At 65.7% G+C, this 14,566-nt stretch carries 12 protein-coding genes; 2 read left to right on the forward strand and 10 right to left on the reverse strand.

Going from position 1 to position 14,566, the window contains the following annotated elements:
* Positions 1 to 77: 77 nt before the first annotated feature.
* Complete coding sequence (locus FQK05_RS19855; RefSeq protein ID WP_158970138.1) at positions 78 to 647, forward strand: TetR/AcrR family transcriptional regulator; 570 nt, start codon at positions 78 to 80, stop codon at positions 645 to 647.
* Between the two features lie 463 nt (positions 648 to 1,110).
* Here FQK05_RS19855 and FQK05_RS19860 read toward each other — a convergent pair whose 3' ends face one another.
* The 10 genes from FQK05_RS19860 to FQK05_RS19905 all read right to left on the reverse strand — a co-directional run bounded on the left by FQK05_RS19860 (position 1,111) and on the right by FQK05_RS19905 (position 12,354).
* Positions 1,111 to 2,247: a M20/M25/M40 family metallo-hydrolase gene (locus tag FQK05_RS19860; protein ID WP_158970140.1), complete on the reverse strand. Its 1,137-nt coding sequence runs from the start codon at positions 2,245 to 2,247 to the stop codon at positions 1,111 to 1,113.
* Positions 2,244 to 3,404, reverse strand: a complete 1,161-nt coding sequence (locus tag FQK05_RS19865) for a M20 aminoacylase family protein (RefSeq protein WP_158970142.1) — start codon at positions 3,402 to 3,404, stop codon at positions 2,244 to 2,246. Before FQK05_RS19865 ends, FQK05_RS19860 begins: the two co-directional genes overlap by 4 nt.
* Positions 3,391 to 4,908 carry a M81 family metallopeptidase gene (locus FQK05_RS19870; protein WP_158970144.1) on the reverse strand — a complete coding sequence of 506 codons (1,518 nt, stop codon included), beginning with the start codon at positions 4,906 to 4,908 and terminating at the stop codon, positions 3,391 to 3,393. Before FQK05_RS19870 ends, FQK05_RS19865 begins: the two co-directional genes overlap by 14 nt.
* A gap of 19 nt (positions 4,909 to 4,927) precedes the next feature.
* Positions 4,928 to 6,550, reverse strand: coding sequence for an ABC transporter ATP-binding protein (locus FQK05_RS19875; protein WP_158970146.1), 1,623 nt, complete (start codon positions 6,548 to 6,550; stop codon positions 4,928 to 4,930).
* Positions 6,551 to 6,553: 3 nt separating this feature from the next.
* A complete protein-coding gene (locus FQK05_RS19880; protein ID WP_158970148.1) occupies positions 6,554 to 7,423 on the reverse strand; it encodes an ABC transporter permease in 870 nt (289 codons plus the stop codon).
* Complete coding sequence (locus tag FQK05_RS19885) at positions 7,423 to 8,364, reverse strand: ABC transporter permease (protein WP_158970150.1); 942 nt, start codon at positions 8,362 to 8,364, stop codon at positions 7,423 to 7,425. Before FQK05_RS19885 ends, FQK05_RS19880 begins: the two co-directional genes overlap by 1 nt.
* Before the next feature lie 100 nt (positions 8,365 to 8,464).
* A complete protein-coding gene (locus tag FQK05_RS19890) occupies positions 8,465 to 10,048 on the reverse strand; it encodes an ABC transporter substrate-binding protein (RefSeq protein WP_158970152.1) in 1,584 nt (527 codons plus the stop codon).
* Positions 10,049 to 10,219: 171 nt separating this feature from the next.
* The gene (locus tag FQK05_RS19895) at positions 10,220 to 11,044 is read right to left on the reverse strand and encodes an IclR family transcriptional regulator (protein ID WP_233270593.1); all 825 of its coding nucleotides are present in this window, start codon (positions 11,042 to 11,044) and stop codon (positions 10,220 to 10,222) included.
* Between the two features lie 122 nt (positions 11,045 to 11,166).
* Complete coding sequence (locus FQK05_RS19900; protein ID WP_158970154.1) at positions 11,167 to 11,598, reverse strand: hypothetical protein; 432 nt, start codon at positions 11,596 to 11,598, stop codon at positions 11,167 to 11,169.
* 102 nt (positions 11,599 to 11,700) lie between these two features.
* Positions 11,701 to 12,354, reverse strand: a complete 654-nt coding sequence (locus FQK05_RS19905) for a TetR/AcrR family transcriptional regulator (protein ID WP_233270594.1) — start codon at positions 12,352 to 12,354, stop codon at positions 11,701 to 11,703.
* 117 nt (positions 12,355 to 12,471) lie between these two features.
* On the opposite strand from FQK05_RS19905, the gene FQK05_RS19910 reads away from it, so the two are divergent.
* Complete coding sequence (locus FQK05_RS19910) at positions 12,472 to 14,511, forward strand: NADH:flavin oxidoreductase (RefSeq protein ID WP_158970156.1); 2,040 nt, start codon at positions 12,472 to 12,474, stop codon at positions 14,509 to 14,511.
* Positions 14,512 to 14,566: the final 55 nt, after the last annotated feature.

Raw genomic sequence — 14,566 nt, forward strand, 5'->3', positions numbered from 1 at the left:
AGCGGGGCGCTTGCCTGGCCCCGTGGGATATGTATACGGAGGATGCCTCCGTTTAGCAAGGGAAAGGTCGTGCGCGCGTGGAAGTTCGTAAGCGAAAGCCCCGTGCCGATGCGTTGAAGAACCGCGAGCTGTTGCTGGCAGCGGCGCGGGACGTGCTGGGGCAGGGCGGGCCGGAGGCCAGCCTGGAAGCGGTGGCCCGGCAGGCGGGGGTGGGAATCGGTACGCTCTACCGGCACTTTCCGACACGCGAGGACCTGTTCAATGCGGTCTTCAGCCGCGAGCTGGAAGACCTGGTCCGCATGGTCGAGGGGCAGCAGGAGGCGCCCGATCCGGTCGCCGCGGTGCGCGACTGGCTGCATGCCAACGTGGCAGTGGTGGAAACCAAGCGGGGCATGCTGGGCGCGCTGTCGGTCGTGATGACCGAGGAATCGAAGCAGTCCTATGCCGAGTTGAGCAAACGCCTTACCGTTGCGGTCGACCACCTTCTGCAACGGGGCATGGCCGAAGGCCGCATCCGCCAGGGCGTGACCTCCGAGGATCTGATGCAGACCATGTACGCCCTTTGCTATGCGCGCCCCGCAGGCCCGGACTGGCGCCCGCGCGTTCTGCGCCTGCTGGACATCTTCCTAGACGGGCTGGAATGCTGAGCGCGGAAACCCGGGGCTGACGCGCTGCCGTCCGGGCGCGGGCCTGGACACCGTTCTGCGCGAGGTGCCGGACAACGCCCTGTTGCGGCCGGACGATGGCGCAGATTTTCCGCAGCCCGAGACAGGATGCGGGCTGCGTGCCAGGCGTTGCGATGACTGTCGCGCAGTCCGTCACATTGCTGCCTGAAAGGGCCGATTTGCAATCCCCGCCCGCCGGATGTGCGGGTCCGGCGCTGGCCGCCGGACCGGCCAATGGGCAATGCCCGATGTGGGTCAGATGTGGAGCCGGTGCGCCAATTGCCGTCAGGGACGAACGCGGCTCGGCCCGGCTCCCGACGTCCCGAAACCCCGTTTGCCAGCAATTGGCCGACAGTGCCGTCTGGCTTCGCCGGCCCTGTGACATCCGCCCGGAGCAGGCCCCCCGCGCCATGGCATGAGGGGACACGCCGGGCGAAGCCGGACGTTAGTCCAGCGTGGTCAGCAGGCCCGCCATGATGCGGGTACGGGGGATGATCATGTCCTCGTCGATGTGCTCGTTCAGGGTATGCAGTCCCGCACCCTTGACCCCCAGCGAGCAGAGGCTGGGAATACCCAGTGCGCCGGTGAAGTTCGCGTCCGACCCGCCGCCGGTCGAAGCATGGGGCATGTCGTAACCCAGTTCTTCCGACAGGGCTTTTGCCTTGGCGTAAAGATCCATTGTGCCGGGCAGTTCGGGTTCCCACACCGGGCGGACGACGCTTCTTTCCACCTCGAAGGTCACGCCGTTCCGTTCGCCGGCAAGGCCCAGAAGCCAGTCGGTCCCTTCGTCCAGAAGCTCCTGCGTCTTGGCCATCGACAGGCAGTCGCAGGTGGCCAGGTCGGGCACGCAGTTCACCCACTGGCCGGTGTGGACGTTGTTGCAGGAAAAGCTGCGATCCTCGGTCGTGGTTTCCTCGATCTCGATGATCCGCCGGGCCAGTTCGCGCACGGCCGACACGCCGGCCAGCGCCGCCGCACCCGCGTGCGATGGGGTGCCGGAGGCGCGCAGCTTGTAGCGCGCGATGGCATAGCGGCCCGTGGTCACGCCGTTGTCCCTGTGGGCCGGTTCCGGGCACAGGACGTATTTCGCGCGCAGCGCCTCGTTCTCGATCAGGGTGCGGGTGGCGGGGGTGCCGATTTCCTCGTCGGGCGTGAACAGGGCCACGATGGGCAGGGGGGTCACGATCCCCGCCTCCTGAATGCGACGGATCGCTTCCAGCGTGATGTAGTTCCCGCCCTTCATGTCCTGGATGCCGGGGCCATAGACCTTGCCGCCTTCGCGACGGAACGGGTTCTTGGCCAGTGTGCCGACCGGGTGAACGGTGTCGAAATGGCCGCTGATCATGATCCCCGGCTCGCCCATTTTCGGATGGGGGAACCGCGCGCGGACCGATCCGCCCAGGCCCAGCGTGCCGGGAATGCGTTCGACCACGGCGCCCAGTTCGGCGCATTTCAGGGCCACGAGGTCCATCATCCGGTCGACCGCGGCAGCATCGAAGGTCGGGCTTTCGCACTCGATCCAGGGTTTCAGGCCGGCGATGATGTCGTCCGTGTCGAAGGGCAGGTCGCGCCAGGTGCTCATGCAGCTTCTCCGCGGGCGGTGATCAGGTTGGCATAGATGCTGGCACCGACCGGCAGGATCGCGTCGTCCAGCGTATAGGCCGGATTGTGGACCGGCACGCCGCCGGAATGGCCCACGGTGCAATAGGCGCCGGGCACGACGCGCAGCATGTCGGCAAAGTCTTCGGACCCCATGACCAGCTCGTCGTTATAGCCGTACATGTCGTCGCCCACGACCGGGGCCGCGGCCTTCAGCACCGCGTCCGCCAGCGGACCGTCGTTGACCAGCACGTCGAAGGTGTTGCGGATGTCGACATGGACGTCCACGTCATAGGCCATCGCCGCTCCGGCACACAGCGCGCGGATCCGTTCGGAAATCAGCTCTCCCACTTCGGTATCGAAGAAGCGGATCGTGCCGCCCAGTTTGACGGTTTCGGGCACGACGTTATAGGCATCGCCGCCCTGGATCTTGGTGACGGACACGACGGCGGGCTTCACCGGCGGGATGTTCCGGGCGACGATGGACTGGATCTGCTGGACCAGCGTCGTGGCGATGACGATGGGGTCCTTGCTGTCCTCCGGCCTTGCGCCGTGGCTGCCGCGGCCGTTGATGGTGATGTCGAAGAAGTCGGACCCGGCCATTGCCGGACCTTTCCGGATCTTCACCCGGTCGGGTTCGTCCATCGGGTTGTTGTGCATCCCGTAGATCTCGTCGCAGGGAAACCTGTCGAAAAGCCCGTCGGCGATCATCGCGCGGGCGCCGCCCAGGCCTTCCTCGGCCGGCTGGAAGATGAAGACGGCGGTGCCGGCGAAGTCGGGATTGGCGGCCAGATAGCGCGCGGCGCCCAGCAGCATCGTCGTGTGACCGTCATGACCGCAGGCATGCATCACGCCCGGGGTCTTCGACGCCCAGGGCAAGTTCGTCGTTTCGTGGATCGGAAGCGCGTCCATGTCGGCGCGCAGGCCGATGGTCTTGCCGGGGCGGGATCCTTTCAGCACGCCCACGACGCCGGTCTTGCCGATGCCGGTTGTGACTTCGATCCCCCATTCCTTCAGCTTTTCCGCCACGATGGCAGAGGTGCGGACCTCCTGAAAGCCCAGCTCGGGGTGTTCGTGCAGATCGCGGCGGATCGCGGTCAGGTCGTCGGCAAAGGCGGCGATGTCTTCAATGACCGGCATCTTGGGTCTCCTTGGTATCGGGGGCGAAGGCGGGACCGGTGGCGCCGATGCGCAGGCCGGGCCGCAGCCGCGTGAAGGGCAGAAGGGCGGGGTCGACGGCCATCGGGCCGGGGGCGGCACAGGTCAGAAGCGCGCCCGCGATGGGTTCGAAATCGGCCCGGAAATGGACCGAGCTTTTGACGATCAGGATAGGCTCGTCCTCGGGCACGATGCCGACCTGGCGGAACATGTCCCGGTCGGCCATCTGCGCCTTGGCGGAAACGACGACGATCCGCAGGGCGCCCAGCCGAAGGCAGGCGGACGGCCCCATGGCCATGTGTTTGCCGCGATAGTAGGGGCCGGAGGCGGTGAAATTGCCGTCCGACAACTTCTCCACCGTGAAACTGGCCCGGAAGGGACTGTCGCCCGGGATGCCGGATTGGCCGCCGATGGCGATGTCCAGCGTGGCGCCTTCACCGGCCTCGTGCGCGGCCTTGGCCGTGGCCGGGTCGTAGAGGTTGCCGATGGCGCCTTTCGCCCCGGCCGCGACCATGGCGCGGATCATGCCGGTGGTGTTGCTGTCCGCACCGGCGCCCGGGTTGTCCTGGGTGTCGGCGATGACCACGGGGCCCTTGGTCTCGGGCAGGGCGGCAAGGCGCATCGCCTCGGCCACGCCGTCTTCTGGCGTCCAGACCTTCCCGGCAAAGGCGGGTTCGGCATCGGTCACGGCCGCCAGCATCCGGTCGGCGGCGCTGTCCGCGTCCGGCCCATAGGCAAGCACGGTCATCTGGCATTCCGGGAAATCGGCGGCGGGAAAGCCCATGTTGAAGCTCATTTCCCGCGTGTCGCCGGCGAGATCCTCCAGCAGGGCATAGAGACCGCGGGCAGGTTCGGCGAAGGTGCATTGCCAGGCGATGGCGGACAGGTAGGGCGCGACGCGCATCGCCTTTTCGGGGCGCGTGCCGTCCAGCATCGCCTCCAGCGCACGGGCGCCGCGCAGGCCGGTTTCGGCCATGTCGACGTGCGGGTAGGTGCGATAGCTTTCCAGGACATCCGCCATGTCGAACATCTTGGCCGTTACATTCGCATGCAGGTCAAGGCAGACGACGACCGGCACGTCCGGCCCGATCAGGTCGCGCAGGCGCGCCAGAAGCTCGCCCTCGCCATCGTCCAGGTGTTCGGTGACCATGGCCCCGTGCAGGTCCAGAATGACGCCGTCCAGCGGCAGTGCCGCGGCGATGCGTTCGACCAGGTCGCCGCCGATACGTTCGAAGGCATCGGCGGTGACATGGGCGGATGGAGAGGTGGCGGCGAAAAGCGTCGGCACCAGCTCCCACCCGTGCTCTGTCCCATGGCGGATGGCGCCCGAGATGGCGGAATTGACGTCCGCCATCTGGGTCAGGATTTCCTCGCCTTTCAGCAGGCGGCCGGAACCGCCGCCGTGCAGGAAGTCTTCGTAGGTGGCCTTCGACGGGGCGAAGGTATTGGTTTCGTGCAGGAAGCCGCCGATTGCGATCCGGGGCATGGGTCTTTTCTCCGGGATGTCAGGCGGCCACGGGGCGGAAATTGGGGAAGTCCCAGTCCCGACCCGGCGCGGCGGTCAGAAGCGACCTTGTGTAATCGTGGGCGGGGGCGCCCAGGACGTCGGCGGTGGGGCCGTATTCCACGACCTGTCCGCGCTGCATCACTGCCACCTCGTCACAGATCTGGGCCGCGACCCGCAGGTCGTGGGTGATGAACAGAATCGCGACATGGGTTCGTTCCTGGATTTCCGCCAGAAGGTTCAGCACCTGCGCCTGGACCGAAACGTCGAGCGCCGAGACAGCCTCGTCCGCGACCAGCAGCTCCGGCTCCATCGCCAGCGCGCGCGCAATGGCGATCCGCTGCCGCTGCCCGCCGGAAAACATGTGGGGGTAACGGTCGGCCGATCCTTCGGGCATTCCGACCAGGTCCAGCAGTTCCGCGGCGCGGGCCTTTGCCTGGGCCTTGGGCGTGCCATAGTTCACCGGGCCCTCGATGATGCTTTCCTCGATCGTCAGCCGCGGATTCAGCGACCGGTAGGGATCCTGGAACACCATCTGCAGCTTCTTGCGATAGGGCTTCAGCCCGCGGCGCGACAGGCCGGAGATCTGCTGACCTCCGACGCGGATACCGCCCGAGGTGGGTTCGATCAAATGCATGATGCAGCGGGCGACGGTGCTTTTGCCGGATCCGCTTTCGCCGACGATGCCCAGTGTCCTGCCGGCCGTGACCTTGAAGCTGACGTCCTGCACCGCGTGGGTGGCGCTGCCCTTGGCCAGGAACCTGCCCGCGCCGTAGAACTTGTTCAGGTCCGACACGTCCAGCGCCGTCTTCTTGCTGACCGATGCCCTTGCAGGGCGGGGCACCAGCGACGGGACCGAGGACAGGAGCTTGCGGGTATAGTCTTCCTTGGGTGTGGCCAGAATCTCCATCACCGGGCCGTCCTCGACCAGGTCGCCCTGGTTCATGACATAGACCCGGTCGGCGATTTCGGCCACGACGCCCATGTCGTGGGTGATGAACAGGACCGCGGTGCCGTGTTCCCGTTGCAGGTCCTTGATCAGCTTCAGGATCTGCTTCTGCGTGGTCACGTCCAGCGCCGTCGTAGGTTCGTCCGCGATCAGCAGGCGCGGTTCAAGGATCAGCGCCATGGCGATCATGATCCGCTGCCGCTGGCCGCCCGACAACTGGTGGGGATAGCTGCCGGCGACCCGTTCGATATCCGGCAGGCCGACCTGTTTCAGCATGTCCATGACCTTGGCATGCTTGTCGGCGTTCGACAGCTTGGTATGCGCCTCCAGCACCTCGGTGATCTGGTCGCCGACCTTGTGGACCGGGTTCAGCGCGGTCATCGGCTCCTGAAAGATCATGGACATGCGCGTGGCGCGCCGGTCGCGCAGTTCCGAAGGCGACAGGTCCAGCAGGTTTTCCCCGTCCAGCAGGATCTTGCCCGCGGTCACCTTCAGTGCGCCCTTGGGCAAAAGGCCCATGGTGGCCAGCGAACTGACGGACTTGCCCGACCCGCTTTCCCCGACCAGGCAGACCAGTTCGCCGGGTTCGATGTGGATCGAGATATCGCGCACCACGGTCTTGCCGTTCTTGCGGTCGACCGCGACGGTCAGGTTGTCGATTTCAAGAAGCGACATGGCTCAGGCCTCCCTCTTGTTCATGCGGGGGTCGAGGATATCGCGGGCAGCATCGCCCAACAGGTTGATCGACAGGATGCACAAGGACAACGCCATGCCCGGCCAGAAGATCAGTTCGGGCTTCAGGCGGAAATAGACCCGCGCCTCGGCCATGATGTTGCCCCAGGTGGGGGTTTCGGTGCTGACGCCTGCGCCCAGGAAGGACAGGATCGCCTCGGTCAGGATGGCGGAGGCGCAGACATAGGTCGCCTGCACCGTCAGCGGCGCGAAGGTGTTGGGCATCAGGTGCCGCCACAAGATCCTGGGCATCGAGGTTCCAAGCGAAATCGCGGCTTCGACGTAAGGCTCTTCCCGCGCCGACAGCACGATGGACCGGACAAGGCGCACCACCCGCGGGATTTCGGGAATGGTGATCGCGGCCATGACAGTCCAGATACTGGCGCCGATCAGCGAGACGATGGCGATGGCGAGAAGGACCGAAGGCATGGCCATCAGGCCGTCCATGACGCGCATGATGATCGCGTCGGCCAGGCGGATATAGCCCGAGACGAGGCCGATCAGGAGGCCCACGACCACGGCCATCACGGTGACGCCGATCCCGATTAGAAGCGAGACGCGGGCGCCCCAGATGACCCGGCTGAGAAGGTCGCGGCCATAATTGTCGGTGCCCAGCGGATACTCGGCGGATGGCGGTTTCAGCCGCATGATCGGGTTCTGGTAAATCGGATCATGCGGCGCGATCAGGGGGGCAAAGATCGCGGCCAGCACGATCAGCAGCAGGACGACGGCAGCGATCATCGGCGCGATGCCGACCTTTTCGGTGATGAAGCTCGTCCTGATCGGAAAGGCGGCGCGTTGGGTCGTTTCGGCCATCAGTAACGGATCCTCGGATCAAGCAGGGAGTAGGAAAGGTCGATGATCAGGTTGACGCCGACATAGACGCCCGAGGTCAGCAGGATCAGCGCCTGGATCACCGGGTAGTCGCGCGCAAAGATGCTGTCGACGGTCAGACGGCCGAGGCCGGGGATGTTGAAAACGGATTCTGTGACCACCACACCAGAGATCAGAAGCGCAAAGCCCGTGCCGATCACGGTCATGACCGGGACTGCGGCGTTCCGCAGCGCATGGCGGAACAGGACCCGGCGTTCGGTCAGGCCCTTGGCGCGGGCCGTGCGGACATAATCCTCGCCCAGGACGTCCAGCAGGCTGGCACGGGTCATGCGGGCGATCAGCGCGATGTAGATGGACGCCAGCGTCAGCGCCGGCAGCACGGCGCGCGCGGCGAAGGCGGCAAAATCCTGGCTGGGCGCGATGTAGCCCTGCACCGGCAGCCAGCCCAGATCCAGCGCGAACAGCTTTATCAGCAGATAGCCGATGACGAAGACCGGGACGGAAAAGCCAAGGACGGAAAAGGTCATGACGGCGTGGTCGACCCAAGAGCGATGCTTCCAGGCGGCCAGCACGCCCATCGGCACGGCCACGATGACCGACAGCGTGATGGTGATCAGCGCGATCCAGATCGTGGGCCACATCCGGTCGGCCACCAGGTCGATGACGGGGGTGTTGGAAATCAGCGAGGTGCCGAAATCGCCCTGCAGCAGGCCGCCGATCCAGCGGGTGAACTGCACGTAGACGGGTTCGTTCAGGCCCAGCGAGGTGCGGATCTTTTCCAGCTGATCCGGCGTGGCCATGTCGCCGGCCAGGATCGCGGCGGGATCGCCGGGCGTCAGTCGTAACAGCAGGAACACGAACACGGCGACGACGAGCATGACCGGTATGGCAGCAAGCACGCGACGGATGAAGTAGGTGGGCATTTGAGGTCCTTGGTCGTGGCGCTGGCGCGGCCCCGGCCAACCGGGCGGGCCGGCCGGGGCGATATCGACGGTCGGGGGCGTCAGGCGCCCCCGACGGAGGTCATTCCTTGCTGATGCCCCAGAAGACCGGGAACGGTGCCGGTTCCACGCCCGAGAGCTTCGTGCTCCATGCCGAGGGCGAGAAGTACTGGCCCAGGTGGATGTAGTTCACGTTCTCCATCACGTGGGCCTGGATCTGCTGGGTGATCGCCTGCTGGGCGGCCAGGTCCGGCGCTTCGGCGAAAGCCTTCAGCAGGTCCTCGATTTCCGGATCTTCGGGCCAGCCGAACCATGCCTGGTCGCCGCGGCCGTTCAGCATCACGTTGCCCAGCGGGTTCGAGACTTCCGGCACGATCCAGTTGGTGAAGAACAGGTTCCAGCCGCCTTCGGCGGGCGGGATCTGGCTGGCGCGGCGGGTGACCAGCGTCTGCCAGTCCATCGGCTGCATGTCGACGTTGAAGCCGGCCTCGCGCAGGGCCTGGGCCGCCACGATGGGCTGGGCGGTCAGGGTGACCACGTCGGTCGGCTGCATCAGCACGATGGGTGTGCCGTCATAGCTCGATTCCGCCAGCATCGCCTTGGCCGCCTCGATATCGCCGCCCGAGGTCAGCGACTCCGAACCGTCCGTAAACTCGTACGGCGTGCCGCAGCCGAAGATCGCGCCGCAGACCTGGAAATATTCCGAGTTGCCGATCAGCGCCGTCAGCACATTTTCCTGGCTGATCGCCAGCTTGGCGGCCTGACGCACCTTCGGATCGTCAAACGGCGGATGCTTGAAGTTCATCCGGCCGATGGTGACCGCGCCCAGCGTCGACAGAACCTCGGTCTTGATCCCGGGCATGCCTTCCAGCAGCGGCAGAAGGTCGACCGGAACGCTTTCCATGAAGTCGATCTCGCCGTTCATCAGCGCGTTCATCGTGGTCTGCGCGTCGGGCATGGTGACCCATTCGACCCGGTCGACCAGCACGTCCTTGGCGCCGGAAAACCAGCTGCGCGGGCCGGGGGCGGGCACGTAATCGTCGAATTTTTCGTAAACGACCTTCACGCCGGGCTGGAATTCGTCGGCCACGAACTTGAAAGGGCCCGACCCGACGAATTCGGTGATCGCCTCGTTCGCCGGGGCGCTGGCGATGCGTTCGGGCATCATGAAGAGCGCAAGGCTCGACACCTTGGCCATGGCTTCCAGCGTATAGGGGAAGGGTTCGGTCAGGGTCAGCACGAAGGTCTTGTCGCCGGTCGCTTCCAGGCTGGCCATGCGGTCGTTGATCATCTGGCCGCCGCCGTCGCGCTGCATCCAGCGCTTGATCGACGCGATGCAGTCGGCCGGCGTCACGTCGCCGCCATCGTGCCATTTCAGCCCGTCACGCAGGGTGAAAGTATAGGTCAGCCCGTCGGCCGACACCTCGAAATCCGCCATCTGGGGCGTGACCTCGAAGTCGGAATTCAGGGCCACCAGCGTGTCGAACACCATGAAGGCGTTGTCGCGCGTGATGTGCGCCGTGGTGATCACAGGGTCGAGCACGCGCAGGCCGGAATGCATCACCGCGGTGATGGTCGTCTCGGCGTTGGCGGGCAACATCGCGGAGAGCGTCAGGGCGCTGGCCGCAACGGCGCCTCGTCGCAGATTGCTCCAAAAGGCGGTCATATCGGTCCTCTCTGTTGTCGTATCACGTTGGGGGGTGTCGCGGGCCCCGCTTGGCGGGGGCTTGGCCGAAGCATCGTCACCCGGTGGGCTACCTTGAAGGTGAAACACGACTTTCGGACAAGCCTTTTTCATGAAGATCAAAAATTGTGCAAATGATACGCCGGACGGGATCTAACCGGTGCTCAGTGCCCGGACGGTCTGCATCAGTGTCGGCGAAATCGCGTGATCGAATTCCTCGAGAGTCCAGTCCGACATAAGCGAGGTGATGGTGACCGCGCCGATCGGGTGGCCGGCACTGTCCGTCACGGCCGCGCCGATGCCAAGTTCCCCGGGTAAAAGTTGTTCCGCTGCAGCGATATAGCCCTGTTCCCGGGCCTGGGCGACACGCTCCATGATCGCGTCTTCGTCGGTTAGGGTCCTGGGCGTATAGCTGACCCTCTCCGACCGGCGGATGATGTCGCGGGCCCGGTCTTCGGGCAGGCGCGCCAGCACTGCCCAGCCGGCGGAGGTGCAGTAGATCGGCACGCTGAGCCCGACCATCATGGCATGAATGACTTCGCTTTTAGGTTGAAATCTGGCGGTATAGACTAGCCGCAGATCGTCGATCAGGGACAGGTCGACCCGTTCGTTCACCGCGCTGCGCAGGTCCAGAAGATAGGGCACCGCGCGCTGGATCAGCCGGTTCAGGCGCATGGAATCGAAGATGTGATCGTAGATCCGGATACCCGGCACATATCCCTGATCGTATTGATCTCGCTGTATATATCCCAGCTTTCGCAACGTGTGGACGATCCGCTGGGTGGTGCTGCGGTCCAGCTCGGCCGCGCGGGCGATTTCCGACAGGCTAAGGGGGCGGTCCGTGGTGTGGAAGGCCGACAGCACCCCCATCGCGCGGGCCACGGAACGGACGAACAGCGGATCGTGTGCCTCCTCGCCCTCGCCCTCACGCAACTCAGGATTGCGATGCAGCATGGCGGGACTGAGATAGCCGGTCATGCGGTGTCGCCCCGGCCCTGAAAGCGGGTCAGAGCGTGATTCAGGTTTGCTTCTTTTTTCATCAATCAGTGTCCCGAGGAGATGAGATCGGAATATGTGTGCCTTCAATTTAGGCGGCCCTGTCAGCGCCCGTAAATGATTGTCCAGTGATTATACTGTATCGGCAGGCGATACAAAAGAAATGATTCGCCGACCCGGTGCGCGGCTTGCCCTGGTATGCGACCCGGATGCGGCGGATGGGCTGCGGGGCGCGTCGGGCAGGCAGGCTGTCGGGGAAGGATGCTGCAACCTGCCCCCGGAAGACGATGCCGCCGATCCGGCCGATTCCACCACAAATGCGTCGCGGTGCCGAGCGGGGCGAAGCCCGGGCCCGCCAGACACATGAAGGACCAGCCGCCGATGTGATGGGCCGTTCCGGCGATGGCCGAGCCTGTGGCGCCGTCCAGGAACATGGATCCCATGAACAGCGTGGTGACCCGTGCCCGGATACCGGCACCGGGCGAGAAGATGATGTGCTGGCCGGCGATCGGAGCGGCCTGCACCGCCAGGTTCACTCGGGGTTAATGTCGCGCGGGACGCCCGGCCGGGGGGGGCGACAAACGCGCCTGTAGGCCCGGACTATGGTAGACCGACCTGCCCCCGGCAATGGCCCGCGTTCATCCGGGCGGGTCCCTGTATGCCCGCGTGGCCTGGCACAGCTGCCGTTGGGCGACGAAGCGGGCCATTTCCAGCGCGGCGGGACGGTGGCCCGAGAAGATTTCGACATAGCTTTCGATGCGGGCCAGCCGGGTGGCCAGATCCTCTGACACCTGGAGCGAGATATAGCCCATCTGCGTCAGGTAGACGGTCCGCGCCCGGACATCGGCGCTGTCCTGCGGATAGTCGAAACGGCGGAACATGGCGCGGATTGCGTCCAGCCGCGCCTCGTCCGCTGCGATGACCCGCCTTGTGACCGCGTCCGACCGGTGGGCCCAGCCGCGGATCGCGAAATCCAGCCGCGGATCGAAGGGCGCGCCGTCCAGGAACATGCCGATCAGGGACAGCACGGCCTCGGTGATCGTTTCGGAATAGGCGGCACAGGCGGTCCGGAAGGCGCCGGTATTCTGCGTCTCCCAATCGTCCAGCAGGGCGTCCAGCAGCGCCTCGCGGTCCTTGAAGTGCCAATAGAAACTGGTGCGGGAAATCTTCAGCTGCGTCGCCAGCGGCTGGATCTTCACCGAACCCACGCCGGTATCGACCAGCGCCGCCTTCGCCGCCGCCAGCCACATATCGCGCGAGCCGCGCCAGCCGGTGGTTTTCTCTTTCGCCACGTCCGGTCCTCCTGCCCGATCATCATGGGGTGTTTTGGGGTCTGCGTACAGTAGTGAACGGTTTCTTGACACAAGTGAACATTTTGCCGATCATGACGGGCATTCGGAGGTGTACCCATGTCCAGCGATCCCCTGTTCCAGCCCTATGATCTGAAGCATCTGCGCCTGAAGAACCGGCTGATGATTTCCAGCCACGAACCGGCCTATCCCGAAGACGGCATGCCCAAGGATCGTTATCGCGCCTATCACGTCGAACGGGCACGGGCGGGCGTGGGGCTGACGATGACGGCCGGGTCCGCCGCTGTGTCGCGGGACAGCCCGCCGGTCTTCAACAACGTGCTGGCCTGGCAGGACGAGGTCGTGGGCTGGATGAAGAAGCTGGCCGACGAATGCCACGACCATGGCTGCGCGGTAATGATCCAGCTGACCCACCTGGGCCGCCGCACCCGCTGGGACAAGGGCGACTGGCTGCCGGTCGTGTCTGCCGGACACGAACGCGAACCCGCGCACCGGGCCTTTCCGAAACCGGTCGAGGACTGGGACATCGCCCGGATCATCCGGGACTATGCCGATGCCGCCGAACGGATGAAGGCCGCCGGCCTCGACGGGATCGAGCTGGAGGCCTATGGCCACCTGATGGACCAGTTCCTGTCGCCTGCGACCAACGCGCTGGAGGGTCCTTACGGCGCCGAAAGCCTGGACACGCGAATGCGTTTCATGATGGACGCGCTGACCGCGATCCGGGAACGGGTGGGGCCGGATTTCATCGTGGGCGTCCGCTATGCGGGCGACGAGGCGATGAAGGGCGGCATCGACAAGGCGCAAGGGATGGAAATCTCGCGCCGGCTGAAGGCCAGCGGGCTGGTCGATTTCCTGAACGTGATCCGCGGGCACATCGAAACCGACGCGGCGCTGACGGACGTGATCCCGGTTCAGGGTATGGCCAGTGCACCGCACCTGGATTTCGCCGGGGAAATCCGGGCCGCCACCGATTTTCCCACCTTCCACGCGGCCAAGATCCAGGACGTGGCGACGGCGCGGCACGCGATTGCGTCCGGCAAGCTGGACATCGTCGGCATGACCCGCGCGCATATGGCCGACCCGCATATCGTGGCCAAGATCCGGCGGGGCGAGGAAGACCGGATCCGGCCCTGCGTCGGTGCCAACTACTGCCTCGACCGTATCTACCAGGGTGGCATGGCGCTGTGCCTGCACAACCCGTCGACGGGGCGCGAACTGGAACAGCCGCACCGGATCGAACCGGCCGTGGACCGCCGTCGCATCGTCATCGTCGGTGCAGGCCCCGCAGGGCTGGAGGCCGCGCGCGTGGCGGGCGAGCGCGGGCACGAGGTGATCGTGCACGAGGCCGCGGACCGGCCCGGCGGGCAGGTTCGCCTGACCGCCCGCACCCCGCGCCGGGCCGAGATGATGCAGCTGGTCCAATGGCGTTTCGCCGAATGCGAACGGCTGGGCGTGACCTTCCGCTTCAACAGCTTCGCCGATGCCGAAGTGGTGAAGGCCGAGGGGCCGGATGTTGTCGTCGTCGCCACCGGCGGTCTGCCCCATACCGCGCTGCTGGAGGACGGCAACGACCTTGTCGTATCCGCCTGGGACATCCTGTCGGGCGATGCGCGGCCCGGCCAGAACGTCCTGATCTATGACGATGCCGGCGACTATGCCGGGCTGCAGGCGGCAGAGGCGCTTGCCGCCGCCGGTGCCTCGGTCGAGGTGATGACCCGCGACCGCACCTTGGTGCCCGAGGTTATGGCCATGTCGCTGACCCCTGCGATGCGGGAACTGCAGCAGCGCGACGTGACCTTCACCGTGACGTGGAAACTGGACGCGGTCGCGCGCGACGGGAACCTGCTGCAGGCCCGGGTCGGGTCCGACTATACCGGGGCCACGCGGACGCGGTCCGTCGACCAGGTCGTGGTGAACAACGGGACGCGGCCGCTGGACGACCTCTATTTCGACCTCCGGCCCGGATCGTCGAACCTGGGCGAGGTCGATTATGACGCGCTGATCGCGGGGCAGCCGCAGAACGTGGCGACGAACGGGGACGGCACCTATCAGCTGTTCCGGATCGGCGACGCCGTCGCGGCGCGCAATACCCATGCCGCGGTCTATGACGCTCTGCGGCTGGTACGGACGGTCTGACCGGCAAAGGACCGGCCCTTGAAGATCGGGATCATCGGCCTTGGCGCCATTGCAC

Source organism: Chachezhania sediminis, assembly GCF_009765275.1.
In the GTDB taxonomy this organism is placed as follows: Bacteria; Pseudomonadota; Alphaproteobacteria; order Rhodobacterales; family Rhodobacteraceae; genus Chachezhania; species Chachezhania sediminis.